Annotated in this window: 31 protein-coding genes; 12 read left to right on the forward strand and 19 right to left on the reverse strand. The window is 61.3% G+C overall.

The annotated features are described in order from the left end of the window. Window positions 1–6: 6 nt before the first annotated feature. Entirely contained in the window at window positions 7–411 is a 405-nt protein-coding gene (locus tag WYH_RS11140; RefSeq protein WP_046905093.1) for a MerC domain-containing protein, read from the reverse strand. A gap of 112 nt (window positions 412–523) precedes the next feature. On the opposite strand from WYH_RS11140, the gene WYH_RS11145 reads away from it, so the two are divergent. The 4 genes from WYH_RS11145 to rpsI all read left to right on the forward strand — a co-directional run bounded on the left by WYH_RS11145 (window position 524) and on the right by rpsI (window position 3,077). Beyond that, window positions 524–1,591: a COX15/CtaA family protein gene (locus WYH_RS11145; protein ID WP_235979275.1), complete on the forward strand. Its 1,068-nt coding sequence runs from the start codon at window positions 524–526 to the stop codon at window positions 1,589–1,591. Continuing rightward, window positions 1,588–1,920, forward strand: a complete 333-nt coding sequence (gene cutA / locus WYH_RS11150) for a divalent-cation tolerance protein CutA (RefSeq protein ID WP_046903891.1) — start codon at window positions 1,588–1,590, stop codon at window positions 1,918–1,920. Before WYH_RS11145 ends, cutA begins: the two co-directional genes overlap by 4 nt. Before the next feature lie 162 nt (window positions 1,921–2,082). Continuing rightward, window positions 2,083–2,562 carry a 50S ribosomal protein L13 gene (gene rplM, locus WYH_RS11155; RefSeq protein WP_046903892.1) on the forward strand — a complete coding sequence of 160 codons (480 nt, stop codon included), beginning with the start codon at window positions 2,083–2,085 and terminating at the stop codon, window positions 2,560–2,562. Then, entirely contained in the window at window positions 2,562–3,077 is a 516-nt protein-coding gene (rpsI, locus tag WYH_RS11160) for a 30S ribosomal protein S9 (protein WP_053833552.1), read from the forward strand. Before rplM ends, rpsI begins: the two co-directional genes overlap by 1 nt. Before the next feature lie 399 nt (window positions 3,078–3,476). Here rpsI and WYH_RS11165 read toward each other — a convergent pair whose 3' ends face one another. The 4 genes from WYH_RS11165 to WYH_RS11180 all read right to left on the reverse strand — a co-directional run bounded on the left by WYH_RS11165 (window position 3,477) and on the right by WYH_RS11180 (window position 6,761). Further along, window positions 3,477–4,628 carry a transporter substrate-binding domain-containing protein gene (locus tag WYH_RS11165; RefSeq protein WP_235979273.1) on the reverse strand — a complete coding sequence of 384 codons (1,152 nt, stop codon included), beginning with the start codon at window positions 4,626–4,628 and terminating at the stop codon, window positions 3,477–3,479. A 125-nt stretch (window positions 4,629–4,753) separates the two neighbouring features. Further along, window positions 4,754–5,611, reverse strand: a complete 858-nt coding sequence (locus tag WYH_RS11170) for a metallophosphoesterase family protein (protein WP_046903893.1) — start codon at window positions 5,609–5,611, stop codon at window positions 4,754–4,756. Next, complete coding sequence (locus WYH_RS11175) at window positions 5,601–6,458, reverse strand: diacylglycerol/lipid kinase family protein (RefSeq protein WP_046903894.1); 858 nt, start codon at window positions 6,456–6,458, stop codon at window positions 5,601–5,603. The genes WYH_RS11170 and WYH_RS11175 overlap by 11 nt, the downstream gene beginning before the upstream one ends. 36 nt (window positions 6,459–6,494) lie before the next feature. Next, window positions 6,495–6,761: a hypothetical protein gene (locus tag WYH_RS11180; RefSeq protein ID WP_046903895.1), complete on the reverse strand. Its 267-nt coding sequence runs from the start codon at window positions 6,759–6,761 to the stop codon at window positions 6,495–6,497. 231 nt (window positions 6,762–6,992) lie between these two features. Here WYH_RS11180 and WYH_RS11185 point away from each other — a divergent pair, with 231 nt between their 5' ends. Then, the gene (locus WYH_RS11185; protein WP_046903896.1) at window positions 6,993–7,295 is read left to right on the forward strand and encodes a UrcA family protein; all 303 of its coding nucleotides are present in this window, start codon (window positions 6,993–6,995) and stop codon (window positions 7,293–7,295) included. Between the two features lie 169 nt (window positions 7,296–7,464). Here WYH_RS11185 and WYH_RS11190 read toward each other — a convergent pair whose 3' ends face one another. The 3 genes from WYH_RS11190 to WYH_RS11200 form a co-directional block, all read right to left on the reverse strand. Beyond that, the gene (locus WYH_RS11190) at window positions 7,465–8,202 is read right to left on the reverse strand and encodes a LytR/AlgR family response regulator transcription factor (RefSeq protein ID WP_046903897.1); all 738 of its coding nucleotides are present in this window, start codon (window positions 8,200–8,202) and stop codon (window positions 7,465–7,467) included. Further along, window positions 8,199–9,422 carry a sensor histidine kinase gene (locus tag WYH_RS11195; RefSeq protein WP_046903898.1) on the reverse strand — a complete coding sequence of 408 codons (1,224 nt, stop codon included), beginning with the start codon at window positions 9,420–9,422 and terminating at the stop codon, window positions 8,199–8,201. The genes WYH_RS11190 and WYH_RS11195 overlap by 4 nt, the downstream gene beginning before the upstream one ends. Before the next feature lie 106 nt (window positions 9,423–9,528). Then, the gene (locus tag WYH_RS11200) at window positions 9,529–11,058 is read right to left on the reverse strand and encodes a fumarate hydratase (RefSeq protein ID WP_413226727.1); all 1,530 of its coding nucleotides are present in this window, start codon (window positions 11,056–11,058) and stop codon (window positions 9,529–9,531) included. Between the two features lie 128 nt (window positions 11,059–11,186). Here WYH_RS11200 and WYH_RS11205 point away from each other — a divergent pair, with 128 nt between their 5' ends. From WYH_RS11205 to WYH_RS11220, 4 genes are read left to right on the forward strand one after another with little or no spacing between them, the layout of a single operon-like run. After that, on the forward strand, window positions 11,187–11,795 hold the full coding sequence (locus WYH_RS11205) for a protein-L-isoaspartate O-methyltransferase family protein (protein ID WP_328700714.1): 609 nt from the start codon (window positions 11,187–11,189) through the stop codon (window positions 11,793–11,795). Between the two features lie 8 nt (window positions 11,796–11,803). Next, the gene (locus tag WYH_RS11210; RefSeq protein ID WP_046905099.1) at window positions 11,804–13,249 is read left to right on the forward strand and encodes a TolC family outer membrane protein; all 1,446 of its coding nucleotides are present in this window, start codon (window positions 11,804–11,806) and stop codon (window positions 13,247–13,249) included. A 28-nt stretch (window positions 13,250–13,277) separates the two neighbouring features. Next, window positions 13,278–13,778: a DUF2497 domain-containing protein gene (locus WYH_RS11215; RefSeq protein WP_046903899.1), complete on the forward strand. Its 501-nt coding sequence runs from the start codon at window positions 13,278–13,280 to the stop codon at window positions 13,776–13,778. Between the two features lie 47 nt (window positions 13,779–13,825). Then, entirely contained in the window at window positions 13,826–14,236 is a 411-nt protein-coding gene (locus WYH_RS11220) for a (2Fe-2S) ferredoxin domain-containing protein (RefSeq protein WP_046903900.1), read from the forward strand. Here the strand turns inward: WYH_RS11220 and WYH_RS11225 are convergent. Next, window positions 14,182–14,481: a hypothetical protein gene (locus tag WYH_RS11225; protein ID WP_046905100.1), complete on the reverse strand. Its 300-nt coding sequence runs from the start codon at window positions 14,479–14,481 to the stop codon at window positions 14,182–14,184. The two genes, WYH_RS11220 and WYH_RS11225, sit on opposite strands and share 55 nt — an antisense overlap. Before the next feature lie 122 nt (window positions 14,482–14,603). On the opposite strand from WYH_RS11225, the gene WYH_RS11230 reads away from it, so the two are divergent. From WYH_RS11230 to xth, 3 genes are read left to right on the forward strand one after another with little or no spacing between them, the layout of a single operon-like run. Then, on the forward strand, window positions 14,604–15,032 hold the full coding sequence (locus WYH_RS11230; RefSeq protein ID WP_046903901.1) for a CBS domain-containing protein: 429 nt from the start codon (window positions 14,604–14,606) through the stop codon (window positions 15,030–15,032). Window positions 15,033–15,063: 31 nt separating this feature from the next. Beyond that, window positions 15,064–15,393, forward strand: coding sequence for an iron-sulfur cluster insertion protein ErpA (gene erpA / locus WYH_RS11235; RefSeq protein ID WP_046903902.1), 330 nt, complete (start codon window positions 15,064–15,066; stop codon window positions 15,391–15,393). 10 nt (window positions 15,394–15,403) lie between these two features. Further along, window positions 15,404–16,174 (forward strand): exodeoxyribonuclease III, encoded by a 771-nt coding sequence (xth, locus tag WYH_RS11240; protein ID WP_179945409.1) that lies wholly within the window; start codon window positions 15,404–15,406, stop codon window positions 16,172–16,174. A 40-nt stretch (window positions 16,175–16,214) separates the two neighbouring features. On the opposite strand, the gene WYH_RS11245 is transcribed toward xth, so the two are convergent. The 10 genes from WYH_RS11245 to WYH_RS11290 all read right to left on the reverse strand — a co-directional run bounded on the left by WYH_RS11245 (window position 16,215) and on the right by WYH_RS11290 (window position 22,760). Then, window positions 16,215–16,895: a cell wall hydrolase gene (locus WYH_RS11245; protein ID WP_046903904.1), complete on the reverse strand. Its 681-nt coding sequence runs from the start codon at window positions 16,893–16,895 to the stop codon at window positions 16,215–16,217. 203 nt (window positions 16,896–17,098) lie between these two features. Next, window positions 17,099–17,428 carry a DUF1491 family protein gene (locus WYH_RS11250; protein ID WP_046903905.1) on the reverse strand — a complete coding sequence of 110 codons (330 nt, stop codon included), beginning with the start codon at window positions 17,426–17,428 and terminating at the stop codon, window positions 17,099–17,101. A 7-nt stretch (window positions 17,429–17,435) separates the two neighbouring features. After that, window positions 17,436–17,936: a PaaI family thioesterase gene (locus WYH_RS11255; RefSeq protein ID WP_046903906.1), complete on the reverse strand. Its 501-nt coding sequence runs from the start codon at window positions 17,934–17,936 to the stop codon at window positions 17,436–17,438. Next, window positions 17,911–18,372 carry a PTS sugar transporter subunit IIA gene (locus WYH_RS11260; RefSeq protein ID WP_046903907.1) on the reverse strand — a complete coding sequence of 154 codons (462 nt, stop codon included), beginning with the start codon at window positions 18,370–18,372 and terminating at the stop codon, window positions 17,911–17,913. The genes WYH_RS11255 and WYH_RS11260 overlap by 26 nt, the downstream gene beginning before the upstream one ends. Window positions 18,373–18,493: 121 nt before the next feature. After that, complete coding sequence (gene hpf, locus WYH_RS11265) at window positions 18,494–19,063, reverse strand: ribosome hibernation-promoting factor, HPF/YfiA family (RefSeq protein WP_046903908.1); 570 nt, start codon at window positions 19,061–19,063, stop codon at window positions 18,494–18,496. Window positions 19,064–19,125: 62 nt separating this feature from the next. Then, window positions 19,126–19,824, reverse strand: coding sequence for a DNA polymerase III subunit epsilon (gene dnaQ / locus WYH_RS11270; protein ID WP_046903909.1), 699 nt, complete (start codon window positions 19,822–19,824; stop codon window positions 19,126–19,128). A gap of 44 nt (window positions 19,825–19,868) precedes the next feature. Then, complete coding sequence (coaE, locus tag WYH_RS11275) at window positions 19,869–20,459, reverse strand: dephospho-CoA kinase (RefSeq protein ID WP_046903910.1); 591 nt, start codon at window positions 20,457–20,459, stop codon at window positions 19,869–19,871. Then, window positions 20,456–21,313 (reverse strand): shikimate dehydrogenase, encoded by an 858-nt coding sequence (aroE, locus tag WYH_RS11280; protein WP_046903911.1) that lies wholly within the window; start codon window positions 21,311–21,313, stop codon window positions 20,456–20,458. Before aroE ends, coaE begins: the two co-directional genes overlap by 4 nt. Continuing rightward, window positions 21,310–21,912: a Maf family protein gene (locus WYH_RS11285; RefSeq protein WP_046903912.1), complete on the reverse strand. Its 603-nt coding sequence runs from the start codon at window positions 21,910–21,912 to the stop codon at window positions 21,310–21,312. Before WYH_RS11285 ends, aroE begins: the two co-directional genes overlap by 4 nt. After that, window positions 21,909–22,760, reverse strand: a complete 852-nt coding sequence (locus WYH_RS11290) for a pyruvate, water dikinase regulatory protein (RefSeq protein WP_046903913.1) — start codon at window positions 22,758–22,760, stop codon at window positions 21,909–21,911. The genes WYH_RS11285 and WYH_RS11290 overlap by 4 nt, the downstream gene beginning before the upstream one ends. Between the last annotated feature and the right edge of the window lie 243 nt (window positions 22,761–23,003).

The raw sequence follows: 23,003 nt of genomic DNA on the forward strand, positions 1-23,003 counted from the left end.
CGCTTGTTATCGCCGGTGCAAGCCACACCCGGTCGGGCATTTCGCGACATGGCGCATATTGAGCACATGACCGACGGCAACCAGCGTGACGCCGATAATGGTCAGCACCGCCTCTTCCACGCCGTGATCCACGGCCAGGCCACCGCCCATGAAGCTGATTCCCGTCATGGCGACCACGAAAGGCAATGGCTTGCGATGGCGCAGCGCGCCCAGACCGATGGCACAGGCAGCGATCAGCGTCGCAAAAGCCAGGCCGAATCGATGAATGGAGGGATGCAGCAGGAAGCCGCCACCAAGGCCCAGCCCGGCCACGATCACGATACCGGCAACGCAGTGCACGGCGCACAGCCCCGAAAGCAGCATGCCAATGCGGTCCAATCGGCCGCGTGACCGGGAATGTGCCGTACTCATGCGCGCCATCTATGTAACCATGTATCATAACGCAAGCCAAGTAACGGAATTTTTTTGGCTCTTCTCGCTCGGGCTTGCGATTTGTGCGCGGGCGTAGCAGAGCGCTCCGGCTATGACCGCACAGGCAGAAATGCTGGCAGAAGGGGCTCCTCCCCGCCCTGCCAAGGATCGCCCCCGATCTCTCGCCCTTTGGCTTTTGACCGTCGGGGCGCTTGTCGTTCTGATGGTCGCCGTCGGCGGCATCACCCGGCTGACCGAAAGCGGACTGTCGATCACCGAATGGAAGCCGGTTACCGGCGCCATTCCACCGTTGACCGACGATCAATGGCAGGCCGAATTCGAAAGCTACCAGCAGATCGGCGAATATCGCCGCATTAACGGGCCGGCCGGCATGACGCTGGCCGAATACAAGTTCATCTATTTCTGGGAATGGTTGCACCGCCTTCTGGGCCGGGTGATCGGGCTGGCTTTCGCCCTGCCGCTGGCTTTCTACTGGGTCCGCCGCTCGATACCCCGTGGCTACAAATCGCGTCTTGTGGCGCTGCTGGCACTGGGCGGGCTGCAGGGTGTATTCGGCTGGTACATGGTCCGCTCCGGCCTGTCGGAAGAAATGACCGATGTCAGCCATTTCTGGCTGTCCATCCACTTGCTGACGGCCCTGTTCACCCTTGCCGGGCTGGTCTGGACCGCGCTGGACCTGCTTGCGCTGGAAAGGAACCGCCGGGCGCGGCCCGCCCGCGTGACGGGGCTGGCGCTGACCACCACGATTATCCTTTTCATCCAGCTCCTTCTGGGCGCCTGGGTGGCCGGCCTCAATGCCGGGCTGGCATCGGATACATGGCCGCTGATGCAAGGCCGCATCATACCGGAAGCCAACTGGAATCAGGGCGCAATATGGGCATTCACCCATGATCCCTTCCTGCTGCATTTCCTCCACCGCTGGTGGGCCTGGATCGCAGTGGGGGCCCTGATCATATTGGCGCGCGCGGTGAAGAAGCGGGGCGTGCGCCCGGCCTCCATCGCCATCCACGTCACCTTCGGCATACAGATCCTGCTCGGTATCGCCACCGTGCTGACGGGTGTCGCCTTGTGGCTGGCTGTCCTGCACCAGCTTGTGGGGGCACTGCTGGTGGCGGCCACGGCATGGGGTGCCCATGTGCTCGGCAGGCAGAAGGCATGAAGGCAGAAGGGCCGGCGCTGATCTGGTGCCCCTTCGGCGAAGAAGAAAGCGCGGCCGAAACGGCGCGGGCCCTGCTGGCGGAAGGCCTGGTTGCCTGCGCCAACATCATGCCGGAAATGCGCTCTCTCTATATCTGGAATGGCGAAAGCGGCGAAGCGCGCGAATGCGGCGTGCTGTTCAAGACGGACGCGGCACTGCTGGACAAGGCGGTGGCCCGGCTGTCTGCGCTGCCTCCGTATGACGAACCGGCGATTATCGGCTGGAAGGCGGATGCCAGCGCCCCCGGGACAGCCGCATGGCTGGGCGATCTGGCCGAAAACCACGGATAAAAGCCCGCATCGCAAAGCGACACGGTATTATTTTACCTCTTCGCTAACCCCCGGATTTGCTTGACTTCAGCGCCGTTCCCGCACAAATGGCGCGCTCTTCGCGCCTCGGGCCCTGATTCCCGAAAGGTGTGACGGAATAATTCGCGAAACAAGGACAGAGCCATGAAGGCGCTCAGCAAGCAGACCCGGTCCATCAAGCCGGCCGAGGTCGAAAAGAAATGGCACCTGATCGATGCCGAAGGCCTGGTTGTCGGCCGCCTCGCCACGATCGTTGCCAATATCCTGCGCGGCAAGAACAAGCCGAGCTTCACCCCGCATGTCGATTGCGGCGATCACGTGATCGTCATCAATGCCGACAAGGTCCGCTTCACCGGCAAAAAGCGCCAGGAAAAGACCTATTACAAGCACACCGGCTATGCCGGCGGCATCAAGGGCGTCACCGCTGACAAGGTGCTGGACGGCCGCTTCCCCGAGCGTGTGCTGGAAAAGGCTGTCGAACGCATGATCCCGCGCGGCCCTCTCGGCCGTCAGCAGATGAAGGCGCTGCATCTCTATGCCGGCACCGAACATCCGCATGACGGGCAGAAGCCCGAAGTGCTCGATGTTGCCTCGATGAATCGCAAGAACAAGGTTGCCGCATAATGGCTGACGAAACCAACACTGTGTCTGATCTGTCGGATCTGAAGGACATTGCCGGCGACGCCCCCGCTGCGGACGCCACTGCACCCGCCGCCCCGTCCGCCCCGCTGCGCGAGCAGGAACTGGACGCACAGGGCCGTGCCTACGCCACCGGCCGCCGCAAGGACGCCGTGGCCCGCGTGTGGATCAAGCCGGGCAGCGGCAAGGTCACCGTCAATGGCCGTGATCAGGAAGTCTATTTTGCACGTCCGACGCTGCGCCTGGTCATCAACCAGCCGTTCCAGGTTGCCGGCCGCGAAGAACAGTATGACGTGATCGCCACCGTGAAGGGCGGCGGTCTGTCCGGTCAGGCCGGCGCGGTGAAGCATGGCATCAGCCAGGCACTCGCGAAGTTTGAACCGGCACTGCGTAGCACGGTGAAGGCCGCTGGCTTCCTCACCCGCGACAGCCGCGTGGTGGAACGCAAGAAGTACGGCCGCGCCAAGGCACGCCGTAGCTTCCAGTTCTCGAAGCGCTAAGGCTTACGCCACTCGATACGAAAGGGCGGCCCCGCCGGGCCGCCCTTTTTGTTTTGCCATCGCGCAGACGGACAGCCGCTTCAGATTTGCAGGCCATCAATCATCGATGGCTAGAACCTCTTCAATCGTAAGGATGGGAAGAGTAACCGGCAACAAAACCCAAAGTGACAAGTTCGAGAAACTCGCCCGTGAGCTAGAATGCGACGAGGGCGAGGCTCATTGGGATGAGCGGCTAGAGAAGGTCACCAAGAGCAAGCTGGAAGCAGAAGAGAAGCCCCGCTAAGTCAGAGTCCGGACCGGAGCTTAGTATCGCATGGGGCGGACTCTCCCCGTGCCGGGACACTTCAACCTAGCCGCGTTTGCAAAAGCTACAATAGCCCTTTGTTTGGGGTTTTAACCTCAATCCCGGCCCAGTGTTTCGCGGATCTCCGCACGCCAGATCGGGCCTTCGATATATTCCAGAAGAGAGATGTCGGCCGCTTCGCGCAGCGGGCTGTCCTGCGGCAAGGCGATGCCGTAATCCTGCCGCCCGAATGTGCCCGGCAGCATCCGCAACTTGTGGGGATAGGAATTCCGCACCAGGTAACGCAGCAAAGGCTCGTCATAGACGAAAGCCTCAATTTCCCCATCGCGCAAAGCATCCATCCCGGCCTCGACCGTCTCGAAATGGGTGAAGGCGATTCCCTCGCTGGCGAGCCACACGTCGCTGGCCGATTCCTCGATCGAACCGACCGTCACCTTGGGCAGATCGTCCGGCCCGCTTACACTGCCCGCCAGACGCCCTGTGGTCAGAGAGGATGCGATCATGCCGGTGAAGGTGGAAATGATGATGATTGCAGCAAACATCCAGACAAGTGCGATCATCTTGCCCGCAGCGGTGCGCGGCGCCTTATCGCCATAACCCACCGTGGTCATGGTCACGGCGGAGAACCAGAAACCGGACCCGATGCCCTTTATATCGTCCGCGAATTCTTCCGTATTGCGCTTCCGCTCTGCCAACCAGAACAACATGCCGACAAACAGCAGCAGGGCGGAAAGGGCCAGAACCGCCTTCAGGAAATCCATCGTGAAGAAGTTCTCTACCAGGGAGAACCAGGCGGTGGGTGACTTGCGCGTCACGATACCAAAGCCGGTGGCGTAGAACGGGTGGGTAAAATCCACGCGCTCCTCCCGCTCGGCCGTGATGGTCAGCGCTCCTACGCTGGCGTCATACTCGCCCGCGGCCACGCCATCGATCATGTCGGCAAGATCGGTTTCAACCAGCCGGTATTCATAGCCCCGCTGTTCCGCGATGTTCCGCCACAGATCGATTGCCAGGCCGTGCCATTCACCATTGGCATCCTTGATGGCGAAGGGCGGTGCTTCCCGCGTGGCGATACGCATCGGGCCGTCATCCTGAGCCGCCGCCACCTGCGGCAGACACAAGGCGGCAAATGCGGCGGCCATGATGAAGAGACGCGCAAGCAAGGCGCGCGCGGTGAAGATCGGCATGGTGGTCCCCCTCTGGATCGTCCACGGTTCGGGATGTCCCATCCAGCCTAGCACGGCCATGCGCTGTGCCCACCCCAGGGCCGGGGCCGTGCTTTCAGGAAAAAATGCGGCCAGTTCAGCGCTCAAACCATCAAACAACCCGGTCGGCAGGGACGATTGCTCCCTCCCGCACCGCCGGATTGCAATTAATGAACGGGCGGATCGACTTCTGGAATGCGATGCACCGGGGCAACCGGCTCGCCCGGTTCGCGCGGGGGAAGGGCGTCTTCCGGCACATCGTCAATCATCATGTCCGCTGTCGAAACATGTTCCAGATTGCGCACCCGCACATCCAGCTTCGCCCCGTCCCAGTGCAATTCGTTGAAACTGGGCGGCGTGGATCGCAGGCGTTGCGACAAGGTGCCGGCCCCGATCATCCGCATGGGTCCGTGCCGCGTGCCCTGCACGAGGTCGAACGCATCGTGGACGTGTCCGCTGAGCACCGCAATCACGGGGCGTTTCGCCAGTTCGGTCAGGGCTTTCTGGCCATTCCTGGTCAAAGCAGTGCCTTGCGTGCCCACCTCGCGCAGCGGGTGATGCACGGCAACCAGCGCCTGCGTACCTTCCGGCAAGGCGTCAATCGCCTGGAGGCAGCGCTGCAGGGCGCTGTCCGTGACCCACCCCTTCGACCAGTTGAAACGCGGCTGCGCCGATACGGCCGTCTTCAAGGGCACGATTGCGATGTCCGGCAGATCGATTTCCGCTTCCACCAGATTCTTGATCGCGCGGAACCGCTTGTAAGGGCTGAAGAATCGTTCGATCAGGTTGAAATAGGGCATGTCATGATTGCCCACTTCCACCGTGACCGGCACATCCAGCGAACGGATCCATTCACAAGCGGCGGTAAATTCGCGATTGCGCGCGCGCATGGTCAGATCGCCGGTAATGGCAACCGCATCCGGCTTCTTCTCCGCTATCTCCTGCCGGACCCAGTCCAGCGCGCGCCGGTCCTCCAGTCCGAAATGGAGATCGCTGATATGGAAAAGGCGGGCACTACGCGTCATCGGGCAGCGTCGCTAGCAGATCGACCTCGCAAACGGCCAGTTCAAACAACTCTTCCGGTCCACCCTGGCGCGCTTCGCCATCAACCGAGAGGCCAAATCGCTGTCTGGCGGTGCCCCCTATCTTCAGATGATCGACCCGCCCCAGGAAATCATGCGGTCCTTCACGGAAATTGCGCCGCAAAAGGGCCAGGCCCTGGCTGAGATATTCCGATGCGGTTTCCGAATGATAGGCCCGCACCTCTATCTTCTGGTCCAGAGGGTTCAGCATCAGCAGAGGATAACCTTCCGGCCGGCCCAGTTCCGGATCGATGCAGGCAACCATCGGCCCCTGGGTCGATTCCTCGATCGCTTCCGCAGCGCCATCAGCCATGGCGGAGACATCACCCTTGCGCATCGCCTCCCGCACCTGGTTCCACGATGTGCCGGGGCCGGCGAGCAGGCCCGCCAGCGCATCGCCATGGGCGGAACGGACCACGCCCGGCCGCACGGGCCGTGCCCTGCCCGCCGCGACGGCCGCAACCACCTCTTCACTGGACGCATCACCATGCAGCCGATGGAACAGCAAATTCATCGTTCCACCGGCCAGGACCAGAACGGCCCCACTCCACCCGTAGAGACCTGTGACCAGCGCATTGATCGTCCCGTCTCCGGCGAAAACAGCAACAAGATCGATCCCTGCCTGATCCAGCGCGGCCGCATCGGGCACGGATTCCTCGGGAAAACGGATGATCCGTGAAAGATCAAAGCCCGCATCCGCGAAACTGCGCACCACAGACTGCAAGTGCCGATCATCATTGCTTCCGCTGGCCGGATTGCACACCAGCCAGATCGCCCGCTTTTGTTTCATTATCTGCAAAGCACCGTTCCTCTCGGCGGGTTCCCGTCAAATCCGGTTGGACAGCAATATCCATGCGGAAAAGGCGTTAAGCGCGGTATAACCCAGATAGGCCCACCCCCATTCGGGATAGCCATTGCCGACGAGCAGCATGGCGCCAAGCAGCAGGCAGAATTCGGCCACGAGGCTGGCACGCCCGCCCAGCTTGCGGATCAGGGGCGGCAATTCGCGGAGCAGGCGATGGCGGCTTTCCAGCACCGCCCGTTGCAACGCGAAATTGCCGATTCCGAGCAGGAACATCAGCAGAATCGCCATTCGTCCGCAATTTGCCGCAACATTCGTCGATTGCCAATCGCGCTTCGCCGGTCCGGAAATGTCGTTCGTCCGGATGGCCGATCCTTCGTCGGATGAGCGTGCATCCCAATCGAAACCGACGCGAAAGCCGGCCCATCGGCGGGTATCTCTTCTCTTGCGTCACGGTCTCGCCCCGCAGTCCCAAGCAGGCCGTGACGCAACAGACATAAGAGCAAGGAGGAGAAGAGAACCATGAAAACCCCGACAGCAATCCTGGCCGCTGCCGCAGCCCTGACTGCCGCAACCGCCATCACCCCGGCCATGGCTGGCCAGCCGACCGAACGCGTCAGCTACAGCGATCTGAACCTGACGACCCAGGAAGGTCAGGACATCCTGCAGCAGCGCCTGAACAAGGCCGCATGGCGCGTGTGCATGTTCGATGCGAAGGGCCAGCTGCAGACCGCCGAACACCAGAATGCCTGCTATCGCCAGGCGCGCAAGGATGTCGCAGTCCGCGTTGCAGAGGTCATTGCCGATCACCAGCGCGGTGGCTGAACGCAAGGCCCGACAGGGCCCCGCTCGAAACTAGGGGCGTCCGGATTTCCGGACGCCTCTTTTTTGTGCGCCCGCTTTTATACGCCTTTTTATACGCCCGCCGCGAGCAAGGCCTGTCGCGCGGCGCAACTTCTTTCCGGATTCCGGGGTTAGGGCGCCAGTTTGCCGATCACCGGCCCGCCATGGCTTTCACCTTGCGCAGATATGTGCGCCCGATCCGAAGCGTTTCGCCATTGTCGAGTTCGGCCGACCACACGCCCAGCCCTTCGTGCCGCAATCCGCGGATCCGGTCGCGCCGGAGAATGGTGGACCGATGGATGCGAATGAATTGCGCCGGGTCCAGCCTGCCTTCCAGCCCGGCAATGGTTTGCAGCAGCAGATAGCTGTGTTCGCCGACATGCAGCCGGACATAATCCCGTTCCGCATCGATCCGGCCGACCTGCGCGGCATCTATACGCAGCAATTCCGAACGATGCGGCACCCAGAATTCGGTCAGCCATTCACCCTGGCTGGCAGAGGTCCGGTCCCGCCGGTTGATCGCGCGGTCAATCGCCCGCACCAGCCGCTCGGTCGCAACCGGCTTCAGCACATAATCGACTGCTTCCAGATCGAATGCCTCGACCGCGAAATCCTCATGCGCGGTGACGAAGATCACGGCTGGCGGATTGGCTTTCTTTCCCAGTTCGCGGGCAACGCCAAGGCCGTCCATTCCCGGCATGGTCATGTCCAGCAGCAGCAGGTCCGGCTTCAGCTTGTCGGCCAGCCTCAAGGCGGCTTCACCGTCGCTGGCGGTGCCCACCACCTGCAACTGGTCCAGCTCGGCACACAGCACCTGCATCCGTTCCACCGCGAGCGGCTCGTCATCGACGAGCAACGTCCGCAGAACTTCGTCATCCCGATCGCTCACCGGCGTTCCTCCTTGTGGCGCAAGATCGGCATTCGCAGCGTCGTAGAATAACCTTCCGGCGTCCTTCCGGAAACCACGCTGGCTTCTTCACCAAAACGCGCCTCCAGCCTTTCACGGACATTGGCGAGGCCAATACCATAGCCGGGCCGCGGCTCATCCGATGATTCAGAGCCCTTGCCGTCATCGGAAACGGTCACGACCAGACGACCATATTCTTCCCGCGCAGCGAGGGTAATCGTAACCTTGCCAGAGCTGGGATTGACCGCGTGTTTCACCGAATTTTCCACCAGCGGCTGCAATATCATGCCGGGAATCTTGGCGTTCTCCAGACTGTCGGGCAGCTGGTATTCCGCCTGCAGCCGGCGCGGAAACCTTACCGCCTCGATATCGAGATAGAGCTTCTGCAGCGCGAATTCTTCGCGCAGCGGCACGTCAGAGGTGGGATCGTCAGCCAGGCTACGGCGATAGAAGGTGGAAATCGTCTGGATCATCCGTTCCGCCGCCTGGGTCTTGCCCGTCAGCACCAATGCGGATAGCGAATTCAGCGTGTTGAACAGGAAATGCGGATTCACCTGATATCGCAGGCTGCGCAATTCCGCCGCCTTGGCCGCCCGGCGATAGGCACCTTCCCGGCGTTCGGCCGCGCGGGCCTTTTCCCCGGTAAGCAATGCCAGATAGAGCGAACACCAGGCCAGCAGCATGAAATATCGGCCAAAGGCGATTTCTGTCACCTGCTGCCACGGCGTGCCCTGGAAGGCGGAAGCGGGCAGGGTCGCCTTGCTGCCATCAGGCAGGCCGCTCATATCCATGCCCGGAATTTCGATCAGCAATTCACCGCTTTCGTCCCGGCGCACGGTGTAGCCCTGCTGTTTGACGACTTCGGTGAAATATCGATCGGACAGGCTGGCAAAGACGATCTGGTTCGCCTGCGCAATGAACAGCGCCACCGGCGCAGACAGCAGCAGGGCAGCCAAAATCTTGGCCCATAGCGGCTTTGCATCGAACAGGCGCAGCACCAGCCACAGGCCGATAGTGCCGGCCACGCCGGCCAGCGAAGCCAGGCCGCGCCGCCACAGCATCTCATGCTGGAAATCCAGCTGCCAGACATCCGCCCGCAAGGTCGTGAGCACGAAATAGCAGGCCCACAGGCCGACTATGGAAGCGAGCACCGTGCCGAACGGGACGCGCGCGGCAAAATCCTCGGGGCGTTCTTTCTCCATCCGACCGCCTTTACCTCTGCCGGAACGGTCGGCGCCAGTGCTGCGGTCGAACAAGGTCAACTCTTGGTCGAACAGTTCTTTGGCCGTGCCGTTCCGGTCATGGTTTTCACGCGCCTTCGAGCAGATGCTCCTCCGCGATCTTCTTCTGCCAGTGCAGGGGGGCGAGCGCATGGACATTATTGCCCTCGCCATCCACGGCCACGGTGACGGGAAAATCCTGCACTTCGAATTCGTAGATCGCTTCCATGCCCAGATCTTCGAAGCCGACCACCTTGCTGCCCTTGATGGCGCGGGAAACCAGATAGGCCGCACCGCCCACCGCCATCAGGTAAGCGCTCTTGTGATCGCGGATCGCATCGACTGCCATTGGCCCGCGTTCGGCCTTGCCGACCATGGCCAGCAAGCCCTGTTCCAGCATCATGCGGGTGAACTTGTCCATCCGCGTGGCGGTGGTCGGACCGGCGGGGCCGACGATTTCCTCGCCCACCGGATCGACCGGGCCGACGTAATAGATCACCCGCCCCTTGAATTCGACCGGCAGTTCCTCGCCCGCTTCCAGCATGTCCTTGATGCGTTTGTGCGCGGCATCGCGGCCGGTCAGCATCTTGCCATTGAGCAGCAGCCGATCGCCCTGTTTCCAGCTCTGCACTTCTTCCGGCGTCAACTTGTCCAGCTCCACCCGCCTGGCGGAGGCATCGGGTTTCCAGTCCACCTGCGGCCATTCGGCCAGATTGGGCGCTTCCAGATATGCCGGGCCGGATCCGTCCAGCGTGAAATGCGCGTGGCGGGTGGCGGCGCAATTGGGGATCATCGCCACCGGCTTGTTGGCCGCATGGCAGGGCGCATCCAGGATCTTCACATCCAGGATCGTGGAAAGACCGCCCAGCCCCTGCGCGCCGATGCCCAGCGCGTTGACCGCGTCGAAAATATCGATCCGTAATTTCTCGATATCGGTCTGCGGACCGCGCGCCTTCAGCTGGCCCATGTCGATCGGGTCCATCAGCGCCTTCTTGGCCAGCAGCACGCAATGTTCGGCCGTGCCGCCAATGCCGATGCCCAGCATTCCGGGCGGGCACCAGCCGGCACCCATTTGCGGGATCATTTCCAGCACCCATTCGACGATATTGTCGGACGGGTTCATCATCTTGAACTTGGACTTCGCCTCGCTGCCGCCGCCCTTGGCCGCAACGTCGATCGATACGGTCGATCCGGGCACCATTTCCACATGCAGCACGCTGGGCGTGTTGTCGCGCGTGTTGCGGCGGGTGAATGCGGGATCGGCCAGCACCGATGCGCGCAGCTTGTTTTCCGCATTCATATAGGCGCGGCGTACGCCTTCATCGATCACGTCCTGCAGCGGGCGGGACGTGTCGGACAGGCGGCAATCCATGCCCCATTTGACGAAGACATTGACGATGCCGGTGTCCTGGCAGATCGGCCTGTGCCCTTCGGCGCACATCCGGCTGTTGGTCAGGATCTGGGCGATCGCATCGCGCGCGGCCGGGCTCTGTTCGGCCTCATAGGCTTCGCCCAGCGCCCGGATGTAATCCATCGGGTGGTAGTAGGAGATGTATTGCAGCGCATCGGCCACACTTTCGATAAGGTCTTCCTCGCGGATGGTGACCATGTCGCTCATCGATGGAGCACTCCCTTTTGCAGAATCTCGGCCGCATAGGCCGCAACAGGCCCTACGGTCAAAGCGCTTGGCCTCAAGCGCCGTTTTGCCTAAGGCTCACCCTGACCCAGCGACAAGAGATTTGCGAAGTGACAATCGTGCAAAGCCGACCGCAGAATGTCGGGTATGAAGCTGCCCGCAAGGCCATGATCGACAGCCAGTTACGCACGAGCGGCGTAAACGCGGAGTTCGTGTTGCGCCGCATGAGCGTGGTTCCGCGGGAAGAATATGTCCCCGAACACGCCCGCGGAACAGCCTATATGGACCGTGCCATCCGTCTGGATAACGGGCGTTTTCTGGGCGCACCCGTGGTGCAGGGCATGATGCTGCAGGAAGCCGCGCCCAGGCCGGGCGACAAGGCCCTGCTGGTCGATGGCGGCAGCGGATACATGGCCGAATTGCTGAAGCCGCTGGTGGGCGAGCTTGAAGTCGTTTCGGCCGGAGATGCCACCGCGCAATCGCGCAAGGCGGCCGATATCGATCTGCTGATCGTGGATGGCGCGGTGGAACAACTGCCCGATTCGCTGACTCGCCGGCTGGTGGAAGATGGCCGTATCGTAACCGGGCAGGTGCAGAACGGGCTGACCCGCCTTGCCCGTGGCCGCAAGGTTGCCGGACAGATTGCTCTTCTTCCACTCGCGGAAGTGGGAATGCCGATCCTGCCCGAATTCGCAATTCCGAAGAGCTGGAGCTTCTAAGCGTGGCGATCGCCAGGGGGGGATGGCTGCTGATCACGTGTGCCTGTCTGGCTTTGCCCAGACAGGCATCGGCCGACACGCTGAAGGAAGCGCTTGCGCAAGCCTATGAAACGAACCCGACGCTGGAAGCGGCGCGTGCGCAATTGCGCGCAACGGACGAAAACGTGCCGATCCAGCGCGCGGACGGCCTGCCTTCGTTGAACGCGTCGGGCCAGTACACCGAATATGTGGTGCAGGCGACATCCAGCTTCATCAATCCGGAACGCGCCGCGCAGGCCGGTCTGGAACTGAGCGTGCCGCTCTATTCCGGCGGCAGGGTGCGCAATGGCATCAATGCCGCGGAAACGCGCGTTCTGGCCGGCAGGGCAAATCTGCGCGCCACGGAAAGCTCCGTCTTCTCGCAAGTCGTCGCCGCATATATGGACGTGATCCTGCAAGAGGCGATCGTCGGCCTTTCCAGCAACAATGTGGATGTCCTTCAGGTCAATCTGCAGGCGACAAGCGACCGTTTTGAAATCGGCGATCTGACCCGCACCGACGTGGCGCAGTCGCAGGCGCGTCTTGCCCAGGCGGAAAGCAGCCTGCGTTCCGCCAAGGCCAATCTGACGGAAGCGCGCGAAAGATATATCCGCCTTGTCGGGGAAATGCCCACCGATCTCCAGGCGCCACCCCCCTTGCCCGGCCTTCCGGAAACGCCGGACGATGCAGTTATTGTCGCGCTTGAAAACAATCCCGACATGATCGCCGCACGGCGCGAAGCAAAGGCTGCGGGTTACGATATCGAAGTGGCTGGCGCCGGGCGCCTTCCCACCGTGTCCCTCTTCGCCAATGGTAATTACAACAATTACCTGGGCACTCTCGGCAGCATTTCAGGCTCGCCCGCGGATCAGGCACAGACATCATCGCAAGCGGGTGTTCGCGTCCAGATGCCTCTGTTCCAGGGTGGCGCCGTTTCCGCGCGCCAGCGACAGGCTCAGGCCAACGCCTCCGCCGCGCTTGAACGTGCAATCGGCACGGAACGCGAAATCATCGCCACGGTCCGCGCCGCCTATTCCAGTTGGCAGGCCGCGAACGAAATCATTCGTTCCAGCCAGGCCGCCGTGGATGCCGCCGACCTCAGCCTGGAAGGGGTGAGGGCGGAAAATACGGTTGGCAACCGCACGATTCTGGACATTCTGAACGCGCAGCAGGAATTACTGAGCGCGCAGGTCGATCTGGTGACCGCACGGCGCAATGCCTATGTCGCAGGCTTCACCCTGCTTGCCGCCATGGGCCGCGCCGAAGCACGCGATCTGGGTCTGGAAGACGAGATTGTCGGCCCGCTTTACGATCCGACCGAATATTACGACCGGGTCCGCGGCAATTTGTGGGACTGGTCACGCAATCCCGATCCCGTGGCTGAGTCCACGCGAACCGTTGACATTCCCGCGCCGGACGGAGAAATTTCGGAATAGTTAAGGCCATTCGGGGGATTCGGGAAAAATGCGCCAGGAAGGTGAACCTTCGGTCGAGGAAATTCTCGACTCGATCAAGAAAGTGATCGCGCGCGACAACCGCGAATCCGCCGCTGCCGAACGCCGCCACCGCGAAACCTCCGGCATCGCCCAGCAGGAAGAACACTCTGCCGGAAGCCAGGACGAATCGGAAGAAGTGCTGGATCTGGAAGAAGCGGCCGAGATGCTGGGCGAAGAAGATTTCGCCGAACATGCTTCTTCAGACAGCGAGGATGCGGATGCCGCGGCCGAAGCGCTGATGAATGCCGGCGCCACCAGTTCCATCCGCGAATCGCTGGCCGCGCTGGCGACCATCGCCGAACCGGGCGCACCGCCGCAGATCGTACGTTCCGGCGAAACCTCTCTCGAAGCCATGGCGCGTGAGATGTTGCGTCCGATGCTCGCCCAATGGCTCGATCAGAATCTGCCGCCCATTGTGGAACGCATGGTGAAGGACGAAATCACCCGGATCGTCCGCAAGAAGAGCTGATCCCCGTACGCTTGCCTTGCGCAATGCGATCCACCACCTGAAGCAGCATGAACAAGGATAGCCCCGAACAGCCGGATCTTGGCAAGGCGCAACGCGCGCTGGGCAAGATCGGCGGTGAAGCGATTGACCGGCACATCTTCCTGTGCGGCCTTTCCGAAAAGCAGGAATGCTGCCGCCGGGAAGTGGGCGAACGATCGTGGAAATATCTGAAACGCCGCCTGAAAGAGCTGGGGCTGGCCGGAAAAGGCGGCATTCAGCGCAGCAAGGCTGATTGCCTGCAAATCTGCGAAGCGGGGCCCATCGCCGTCATCTGGCCAGACCGCGTCTGGTATCATTCCTGCACCGAAGAAGTGCTGGAACGCATCATTCAGGAACATTTGATCGGCGGCCGGCCGGTAGAAGATTATCGCTTGCGCTCGTCCGAATCTTCCAGCGGATCGATCACCGCCTCGTCATGACCTGTGCCGCTGGACAGGAAGACCAGCCCCATCAGTGCCGATAGCAACAGCATGGTGAAGCCCAGCCCCAGCGCCGTGGCGATGAACAGGTGAACCGATTCGGTGCCGTTCTGGCGATAGACCAGCAGCATCGCCAGGATGACGATCATCACCGTCACCATCATCATGAAGCGCATCATGCGCCGAAAGCGCGCCCAGGCATGGGCCGCTGTTTCCGGGTCTTCCAAAGGTGAACGCTTCGCCATCGGGGCCTCCATGCTCTTTCTGCCCCCCATGATGCAACGCCCCTTTGCCAGTGATTTGGCCGCAGAACCAGTTTCGTGGCAAGATGCGGTTGCAGAACGCGAAAACGCGAAGGGAGAGATGCATGACAATTGCGAGAGTTATCGCCGAACAGAACGGAGAAGTGATCCATTGCGCGCCAGAATCGACCGTGCAGGAGGCTGCACGTTTACTGGCTGAAAATCGGATCGGCGCAGTTCCGGTGCTCGAAAATGGCAAGGTCGTGGGGATCTTCTCTGAACGCGACCTCCTGTATTGCGTGGCGCGGGATGCGGCGGTTGGCCTGTTGCATGACGTGCGGAAAGTAATGACCGGGCCGGCAATAACCGTGGGTCCGGATACGGACGCGCTGGAAGCGCTGGCCCTGATGACTCGCCGCCGCATTCGGCATTTGCCAGTGATCGAAAATGACGAGATGATCGCCTTTGTTTCCATCGGCGACCTGGTGAAATACCGCATGGGGCAGATCGAAGGCGAGGCAAAGGCCATGCGGGAATACATCACCACCGCTTGAGCGGGCAGCCGGGGCACCCTACATCGTGCTCATGGCCGATATGCTGACACTGACCGAAGCCGCCGCCGACCGAGTCGGCTCAATCGCCCGCAAGCAGGGCAAGCCGGCCGTTCTGCGCCTGTCAGTGGAAGGCGGAGGCTGTTCCGGCTTCCAGTACAAGTTCGACCTGGCGGAAGAGATCGAAAGCGATGACGCGGTAAGCGAAACCAGCGGTGTGAAGCTGGTTGTCGATCCGGTGAGCCTGGATCTGGTGGCCGGCAGCGTGGTCGATTTCGTCGAATCGCTGGGCGGGGCGGCTTTCCGGGTGGAAAACCCCAATGCGGCCGCCGGTTGCGGTTGCGGTTCCAGCTTTGGCATCTAATGTCCGCCCTGTGCGGATAGCCTCTTTCAACATCAACGGGATCAAGGCGCGCCTGCCGCGCCTTCTGGAATGGCTCGAAGAAACGCGGCCGGCTGTCGCCTGCCTGCAAGAGATCAAGAGCCAGGACGCCAACTTCCCGGCCGATGAGTTCGAAAAGATTGGCTACAAGGCCATCTGGCACGGCCAGAAGAGCTTCAATGGCGTGGCCATATTGGTGGACGGGCAGGAACCGATAGAGGTCCAGCGCGGCCTTCCCGGCGATCCGGAAGATGATCATGCCCGCTATATCGAAGCCGACATCGGCGATCTGCGGGTGGTGAATATCTATCTGCCCAACGGCAATCCGCAGCCCGGGCCCAAATTCGACTACAAACTGGCCTGGATGGCGCGCCTGCGCACCCGCATGGCCGAACTATATGCGAGCGAGCGGCCGACAATCGTGGTCGGCGATTTCAACGTCATTCCCGAAAACAAGGATGTTTGGTCGGTGAAGGCGATGGAAAATGACGCGCTGATGCAGCCGGAAAGCCGGGATGCCTATGCCCGCCTGCTCCATGACGGGTGGACGGACGCACTGGACACTCTGAACCCGCAAGGGGGCATCTGGACCTTCTGGGATTACCAAGCCGGTGCCTGGCAGCGCGATCACGGTTTCCGGATCGATCACATGCTGCTGTCGCCCGAATGCGCCGACCGGCTGTTATCTGCCGGTGTGGACAAGGAATATCGCGGGCGGGAAAAGGCCAGCGATCACGCCCCGGTCTGGGTCGAGCTGGCCTGAAGCGGCAGGGGGCCACGAGACAGGCCCCCCAACCGGCACATCAGCGATAGAAGATGTGGCTGTCGATGGTCGTTTCGGCGATCTTGCGCCGTGCCCAGCGCGGATGAACACGCTTGGCATGGAAATAGAGCGAATCTCCTGCCGCGCTTTCCCACAATTCCTCATGCGCGATGCGGGCAACGGCCATGGCCCGCTGCCATGCAGTGGAAGATGTGCGGACGGCAGGGATGTGGCCGTTCTTCACGAAAGAGAACTGTTTGCGCTGCTTTACGACACCGCAATAGCTGTCCGGGAAGAGGCTGGATTCAGCGCGGTTCACGACCACGCGGCCCACGGCCAGCTGGCCGGCCAGAGGTTCACCGCGGGATTCGAAATAGATCGCCTGCGCAAGGCAGCGCAGGTCGTCGGAAAGGGCCGCGCTGGTCGGCATATCCGCCACCAGTTCATGCAGGGAAGAGGCTTCGCCACTCGCCACGGTTTCCTGGTCGACAATATCCGTCGGCTCGGGAAGGGGCTGGACCACTGCTTCGGCTACGAAGCGCACACTGGAATCCGCCGTTTCGGCCGTGTTGGCAGCATCCTGCGCGGCCGTGTGATCGGATTCGATACCGGCCCCTGCATCCTGCTGGGCCGCGGCGCCGGAACTTTCAGCACCAATCAGGGCTAGAACAAGCACAAAGGCCGAGGCCAAGGCCCCGGCGCCAAAGGTTTTGCGGCTCATTAATACCGTAACTCAAGGCGGTGAGCGCCCGTCGCAGGTAGGTGATCGCGGGAAGTACAAAACTGTAATACCGAGATCCGACACTTGCCTGCCGGCAACTCCCCGTCTGCGCGCTAGTCCACCCGGCGTGAATGCCGTGCGCGAACCGCCTGCGCTGTTGGAAGTTGCGGGCCAGATAGTTCCCCGCCCTCCCCTGTCAACACTTAGACCTCCAGATTGTCGATGAAGCGTTCACCATTGGCGATGTCGAGCTCCACCACCCACAGATCCGGGTCCTGGGCATGGCGCCTGCTGCAATAATCCCAGAATTCATCCGGATTTTCAGTATCTTGTGACCGGGAAAGGGACCATTTCCGGGTTCCATCCGGCTGCGGCATACGTTCGTAAGCGCGCGCATTTGTGCCGTTTTCGCAACAGATAATCAGCAATGTCCCAGCGTCGCGTTCACCTTTTTTAATAACAGTTGCGAAGCCGCCTGCCGCCTGCACGGTTCGAATCAAACCGCCGACTTCCAGATGAGCGGGCAACCGCATAATGCGCCTATTCGGCTTGCGCGGAATTATATCCGGCGAGGCCGGACAGCGCGATATGGGACCGCAGGAAAGTGCCCGTGCCCCGGCCGATTTCATCTCCTTCTTCGTCCAGGAGATGCGATTCCGCGATGAAGACCCGTCGTTTGCCGCTAACCCAGCGGCCTTCCGCCACCACGCGCCCCGATCGAACAGGCTTGGTGAAATGCAGGTTGAAGGCCGTAGTCAGCAGGAAGCGATCCGTAACCAGTGTATTGGCCGCATAGAAAGCGGCATCATCCAGCATCTTGAAATAAATCGTACCATGGGCGGCCCCGGCAGCATGGTGAATCCGTTCATCCACGACAAAGTGAATGCGGGCATGGCCTTCGCCCAGGATTTCCAACCGCGATTCGAACAAATCGTTGATCGGGGCGGAGGCATAGAGCGATTCCAGCGCGCGATAATGCAGTCCGGCTCCGCTATTGCCAGCTGCTGGATCGGTTTCAGGCGGCGTCACGATCCGTAACATTGGTCAGCAAGCCAAACAGAGCCTCTTCATCGGGTGCCTCGCTCAAGGCTTCATGAACCCGCTCGTCCCGAACCAGGCGTGAAATCGCCGCCAATGCGTGCAAATGGGTGGCGCCGCAATTTTCAGGGGAGAGCAGGCCAAACACCAAATCCACCGGCAAGCCGTCAGCCGCGGCAAAATCCGCCGGTTGGCGCAATTTCAGCAACACTGCGACCGGCCGCGGAAGACCCTCAATACGCGCATGGGGAATGGCAACCCCCCGACCGAAGCCGGTGCTGCCAAGCTTTTCGCGCTCTTCCAGCTTTTCGAGCACTTTTTCCGGATCGAGATGCCACGCGAGAGCAAAGGTCCGGCTCAGCTCCGCCAGAATGGCGCGCTTGTCGCCAGCCTCCACGATCGCAACCGCTTCCGGCTTCATTTGAAAAAGAGGGTACATGAGGTCCGGCTTCAAACTCTAAATCACAAACGGCGTTGCCCGATGCGGCGCCCTTACAGCCCCGCCGCCTCTTGTTCCAGCAATGGAATAAATGGCGTGAATCAGGCGTTTCAGCCCGCTTTCAAGAAGGTTCGACCCATCCGATCGAGCCATCTTCGCGGCGGTACACCATATTATGACGGCCAGTTCCAGCATTTTTGAAGAATAAAGCGTTCGTATGTCTCAGATCGAGAAGCATCACTGCATCTGAAACGCTGACTTCCGGAACATCGATACGTGTTTCGGCGATGATCGGCGGAGCGTCGGGAAGTTCCTCTTCCTCACTCTCCGGCTGTTCCATAGCGAAGACAGTATAGGCGGCCTCTTCCAGTTTGACCGCATGTTGCGCCTGTTCGTGGCGATCCTTCAGCCGGCGCTTGTAACGGCGGAGCTGTTTTTCGATCTTATCTGCGGCCTGGTCGAAAGCCAGATGCGCATCATGTGCTTCCCCATGGCTTTTCAGGATCAGGCCATGATTCACATGCAGCACAATATCACATGCGAATGCGGCCGAAGGCGCCTTGCCGAAAGTGACGGAGGAGGAGAGCGCCTTGCTGAAATATTTCTCGCATATCCCGTTCAAGCGATCGCTTGCGTGTTCCTGCAGGGCCGAGCCGGTTTCCATCTGATGGCCGGAGACGCGAATTTCCATGGGCGGGGTTCTCCTTCTGATTTATTGTTATAACCGTGATTTGTGCATTGAAACCTGGGGTTTCAACGGTGCCACAGCGGTGATTCGATTGTTTCCAGAAACTCCGCATGCCGCGCCAGCTCTTCCGCGCTAGCGCAATGGGGGCGGGGCGGGCGGAATTCACGCCGGACCGTGACCGGAGCGGTGTTTTCCTGGGCAACCAGATCGGCCGCGACAGCCGTGGCCGATGCACCGAGTTCAAGGCCGATCTGCCGCCCACCGCATAGTTCGACATAGACCTGGGCAAGCAATTCAGCATCGAGCAGAGCGCCGTGCAGGACACGGTGGCTGCGATCGACGCCATAGCGTGAACACAGGGCATCGAGCGTGTGCTTGGCACCGGGATGGCGCCGCCGGGCGAGAACCAGCGTATCGACCATGCGATCCGTGCTGACTTCGGGATGGCCGCAGGCGACCAGTTCGAAATTGAGGAAGCCGAAATCGAATTGCGCATTATGCGCAACCAGTGGCGAATCCTCTATAAAATCGAGCAATTCCTGAACCTTGTCGCCAAAAAGCGGCTTGTCCGCCAGGAATGCATCCCCCAGTCCGTGCACGCGTTCCGCTTCGAAGGGCATGCTGCGCTGGGGATTGAAATAGGCATGGAAATTGCGCCCGGTGGAGATGCGATTGACCAGTTCGATGCAGCCGATTTCCACCATCCGATCACCGGTCCTGGGATCGAGGCCAGTGGTTTCCGTATCGAAGACAATTTCACGCATGGGCTGATTATCGGCGGGGGTTGCCGGGCTGGCAAGGGCCTGATTCAGCCCGTCAGCCTGTCCACCAGGGCGGCCACGGCGGCGCGCGTTTCGGCAAGGCTGCATCCGGTGTCGATCACGTGATCGGCGCGGGCACGTTTTTCGGCATCCGGCATCTGCAGGGCGAGAATCCGGGCGAAACGATCTGCCGTCATGCCGGGGCGGGAGAGGACTCTTTCACGCTGAACCGCCGCAGGGGCGGAGACGACCAGAATTGAATCGGTTTCCTCCGCACCGCCTTTTTCAAACAACAGGGGAATATCGAATACGACCAGACTGGCCCCCGCATGTTCGATCAGGAATTCCTCCCTCCGCTGGCGAACGGCCGGATGCACTATGGCTTCCAGCCGCGACAGCGCTTCCCCATCTTCGAAAACAGCATTGCCGAGAGCTTCCCGGTCGAGCCCCCCTGGGCCGGTCGTGCCGGGAAAGCCCTGTTCGATGGCCGGCAACAAGGCGCCATTCGGCCCCTGCATGCGCCGCACCTCGGCGTCGGCATCGAAAACCGGCACACCAAGATCGGCGAACATGGCGGCCACGGTGGATTTACCCATGCCGATCGAGCCGGTGAGGCCGAGGACATGCGGATGGCTCATGATGTCAGGATCGCCCGCAATTCCGCATCGTCATCTTCACGCGGCGGTACTGCGCCAAAAAACCTTTCAAACGCTTCGGCAGCCTGGCCGATCAGCATGTTCAGCCCGTCCAGCGTTTCAAAGCCTTTCTCCCGAGCTGCGGTCAGGAGCGGCGTGTCCAGCGGATGGGTGACGATGTCATAGATGATACTGCCAGGCGGGGCGTGGCTGAAATCGAAGGGCAGAGGGGGCTGGCCTTCCATGCCGAGCGGGCTGGCATTCACGATCAGATCGCAGCAACCTTCGCGATCATCGAAAGTGAATTCGGTGATGTCGGCGAAATGGTCCAGATCGATGGCGTGATGTTCGCCCATCGGATCCAGTTCATCCAGCAGCGCCCTGGCCTTGGCCGGATTGCGCCCTGCCAGCACGATGACGAAATGTTCCCGCGCCAGCGCGGCAATGATGGCCCGGGCCGCGCCGCCGGTTCCCAACACCCGGGCCATGCGGAAAAGATGCTTCCGTGCGAGCACCGGGCGCAACGGTTCGAGGAACCCGCCCGCATCGGTGTTGAACCCGGTCAGCGTGCCGTCGTCTTCGCGGATAATCGTGTTTACCGCGCCGATTGTTTCGGCCAGCGGATCCATGCGATCGAGCAGGGGGATCACTGCCTGTTTATGGGGCATGGTGACATTGCAACCGCGCCAATCCGGATCGGCACGCCGTTCCGCCAGATAGGCGGCAAGTCCATCGGGCTTCACGTGGCAGGCCCGATATTTAGCGTCCAGACCCAGCCGGTCGATCCAGAAATTATGAATCGCAGGCGATTTGGACTGTGCGATCGGATCGCCGATCACTTCGGCATAGATGCTCATGCCTGGAGCTTTCCAAATTCGCGCAGAGCACCCAGGACCGGCAGAAGCGGCATTCCCAGAATGGTGAAATAATCGCCTTCCACCCGATCGAATAATTGCACGCCTAGACCCTCTATCCGGAACACGCCGACGCAATAACCGACTTCCGGCCACTCCGCATCGAGATAGGCTGCGATAAAATCCTCCGACAAATCACGAATATGAAGCTGTGCCATGGCGGAGTGACGCCAGATGATTGCACCGTCGCGCGCCAGCGCCGCGGCAGAATGAAGCTGCATGATGCGCCCGGAAAAGAACCGGAGATGGTCCGCCGCCATGTCCCGGTCCACCGGCTTGTCGAACCGCCTGCCATCGACGACCACAAGGGAATCGCTGCCCAGTACAAGCTCTCCGGGCGCATCCACGGCACGCGCCTTGGCCTCGGCAAGGGCGAGGGCAATCGTGGCGGGTGTCTCGCCCTGCAATTCCGCTTCCAGCGATCGTTCGTCGATTTCCGCCGGGCGGGAGACAAAATGCACTCCGGCAGTTTCCAGCATATTCTGCCGGGATGCGCTGCGCGATGCGAGGATGAGGGGGGCCTGTTCGGCCTGCAAAATCATATCGGCTTGATTCCGACCTGCGGCGGACGATCCCGGCCGCGTTCCTTGCGTTGATTGTACAGGCGAATGATCGCCGCGGCGCTTTCTTCGATCGAACGGCGGGTGACGTCGATCACCGGCCAGCCATTATCGGCGAACATGCGACGGGCAAAGGCCACTTCGGTTTCCACCTTTTCTTCATCCACATAGGCGGTCTGCGTTTCCTGATTCAGCGAAAGCAGGCGATTGCGCCGGATCTGCACCAGCCGCGCCGGAGCGGTGGTGAGGCCGACCACGAGTGGATGGCGCAATTCGAACAGGGAAGGCGGAGGCGGGCTTTCCATTACCAGCGGAATATTCGCCACCTTGTATCCGCGATTGGCCAGATAGATGCTGGTCGGCGTCTTGGAACTGCGGGACACGCCGGCCAGGAGGATATCGGCCTCTTCCCAATCCTCCCACCCGATCCCGTCATCATGGGCGATAGTGAACTGAATCGCATCGACGCGCGCGAAATAGGCATCGTCCAGAGCGTGCTGACGTCCCGGCCGACCCTTGGCCTGCTGGCCAAGCCGATCCTCGAGCGCGGCAGTCACCGCATCCAGTGCCGCCACATGCGGCAGGCCAAGCGTGCGGCAACGTTCCTCCAGCAGGCGGCGCGTCTCGTCATTCACCAGGGTAAACAGGACCAGGCCGGGATTGGAGGCAAGCTCTTCCATGATCCGGTCGAGATGTTGACGCGACCGGACCATCGGCCAGAAATGGCGAATAACCTCGGCATCATCGAACTGCGCGAGCGCCGCCTTGGCGATCATCTCGAGCGTTTCGCCGGTCGAGTCCGAGAGGAGATGAAGATGCAGCAAAGCCATGTGGACAAGTCCCGGCATAAACCACGGGACGGATCGGCGGACAAGTTCGGGAGAGGATTTCACCCCCGCTATCCGGTGATTCCCCAGCAGGAAATTGAACAGGCAGGCGAGATTTCGACAGGCTGGGGATAAGGCGAACAAGCTTTGCTTGACCACGCTGCAAGCAGGAGTCGATCCGCAAACGCCCCCTGTTCTCTCCGGGAGAAATCGGGCAAGGCGCGTTTCTCCCCGATTTCCACAGGG

Origin of the sequence: Croceibacterium atlanticum (assembly GCF_001008165.2) — a bacterium.
Lineage (GTDB): Bacteria > Pseudomonadota > Alphaproteobacteria > Sphingomonadales > Sphingomonadaceae > Croceibacterium_C > Croceibacterium_C atlanticum.

Coding starts and splice junctions, on each gene's coding strand:
- cutA (WP_046903891.1), top strand. CDS start 1,588: ATGAAGGCAGAAGGGCCGGCGCTGATCTGGTGCCCCTTCGGCGAAGAA.
- WYH_RS11255 (WP_046903906.1), bottom strand. CDS start 17,936: ATGTTACGGATCGTGACGCCGCCTGAAACCGATCCAGCAGCTGGCAAT.
- WYH_RS11245 (WP_046903904.1), bottom strand. CDS start 16,895: ATGAGCCGCAAAACCTTTGGCGCCGGGGCCTTGGCCTCGGCCTTTGTG.
- WYH_RS11200 (WP_413226727.1), bottom strand. CDS start 11,058: ATGAGCGACATGGTCACCATCCGCGAGGAAGACCTTATCGAAAGTGTG.
- WYH_RS11230 (WP_046903901.1), top strand. CDS start 14,604: ATGACAATTGCGAGAGTTATCGCCGAACAGAACGGAGAAGTGATCCAT.
- WYH_RS11165 (WP_235979273.1), bottom strand. CDS start 4,628: ATGGCCGTGCTAGGCTGGATGGGACATCCCGAACCGTGGACGATCCAG.
- WYH_RS11250 (WP_046903905.1), bottom strand. CDS start 17,428: ATGCGGTTGCCCGCTCATCTGGAAGTCGGCGGTTTGATTCGAACCGTG.
- WYH_RS11180 (WP_046903895.1), bottom strand. CDS start 6,761: ATGGCGATTCTGCTGATGTTCCTGCTCGGAATCGGCAATTTCGCGTTG.
- WYH_RS11290 (WP_046903913.1), bottom strand. CDS start 22,760: ATGGCTTTGCTGCATCTTCATCTCCTCTCGGACTCGACCGGCGAAACG.
- WYH_RS11285 (WP_046903912.1), bottom strand. CDS start 21,912: ATGATTTTGCAGGCCGAACAGGCCCCCCTCATCCTCGCATCGCGCAGC.
- aroE (WP_046903911.1), bottom strand. CDS start 21,313: ATGAGCATCTATGCCGAAGTGATCGGCGATCCGATCGCACAGTCCAAA.
- WYH_RS11140 (WP_046905093.1), bottom strand. CDS start 411: ATGAGTACGGCACATTCCCGGTCACGCGGCCGATTGGACCGCATTGGC.
- hpf (WP_046903908.1), bottom strand. CDS start 19,063: ATGGAAATTCGCGTCTCCGGCCATCAGATGGAAACCGGCTCGGCCCTG.
- erpA (WP_046903902.1), top strand. CDS start 15,064: ATGGCCGATATGCTGACACTGACCGAAGCCGCCGCCGACCGAGTCGGC.
- WYH_RS11215 (WP_046903899.1), top strand. CDS start 13,278: ATGCGCCAGGAAGGTGAACCTTCGGTCGAGGAAATTCTCGACTCGATC.
- coaE (WP_046903910.1), bottom strand. CDS start 20,459: ATGAGCCATCCGCATGTCCTCGGCCTCACCGGCTCGATCGGCATGGGT.
- dnaQ (WP_046903909.1), bottom strand. CDS start 19,824: ATGCGTGAAATTGTCTTCGATACGGAAACCACTGGCCTCGATCCCAGG.
- WYH_RS11225 (WP_046905100.1), bottom strand. CDS start 14,481: ATGGCGAAGCGTTCACCTTTGGAAGACCCGGAAACAGCGGCCCATGCC.
- WYH_RS11260 (WP_046903907.1), bottom strand. CDS start 18,372: ATGTACCCTCTTTTTCAAATGAAGCCGGAAGCGGTTGCGATCGTGGAG.
- rpsI (WP_053833552.1), top strand. CDS start 2,562: ATGGCTGACGAAACCAACACTGTGTCTGATCTGTCGGATCTGAAGGAC.
- WYH_RS11145 (WP_235979275.1), top strand. CDS start 524: ATGACCGCACAGGCAGAAATGCTGGCAGAAGGGGCTCCTCCCCGCCCT.
- WYH_RS11185 (WP_046903896.1), top strand. CDS start 6,993: ATGAAAACCCCGACAGCAATCCTGGCCGCTGCCGCAGCCCTGACTGCC.
- WYH_RS11170 (WP_046903893.1), bottom strand. CDS start 5,611: ATGACGCGTAGTGCCCGCCTTTTCCATATCAGCGATCTCCATTTCGGA.
- WYH_RS11195 (WP_046903898.1), bottom strand. CDS start 9,422: ATGGAGAAAGAACGCCCCGAGGATTTTGCCGCGCGCGTCCCGTTCGGC.
- rplM (WP_046903892.1), top strand. CDS start 2,083: ATGAAGGCGCTCAGCAAGCAGACCCGGTCCATCAAGCCGGCCGAGGTC.
- WYH_RS11175 (WP_046903894.1), bottom strand. CDS start 6,458: ATGAAACAAAAGCGGGCGATCTGGCTGGTGTGCAATCCGGCCAGCGGA.
- WYH_RS11220 (WP_046903900.1), top strand. CDS start 13,826: ATGAACAAGGATAGCCCCGAACAGCCGGATCTTGGCAAGGCGCAACGC.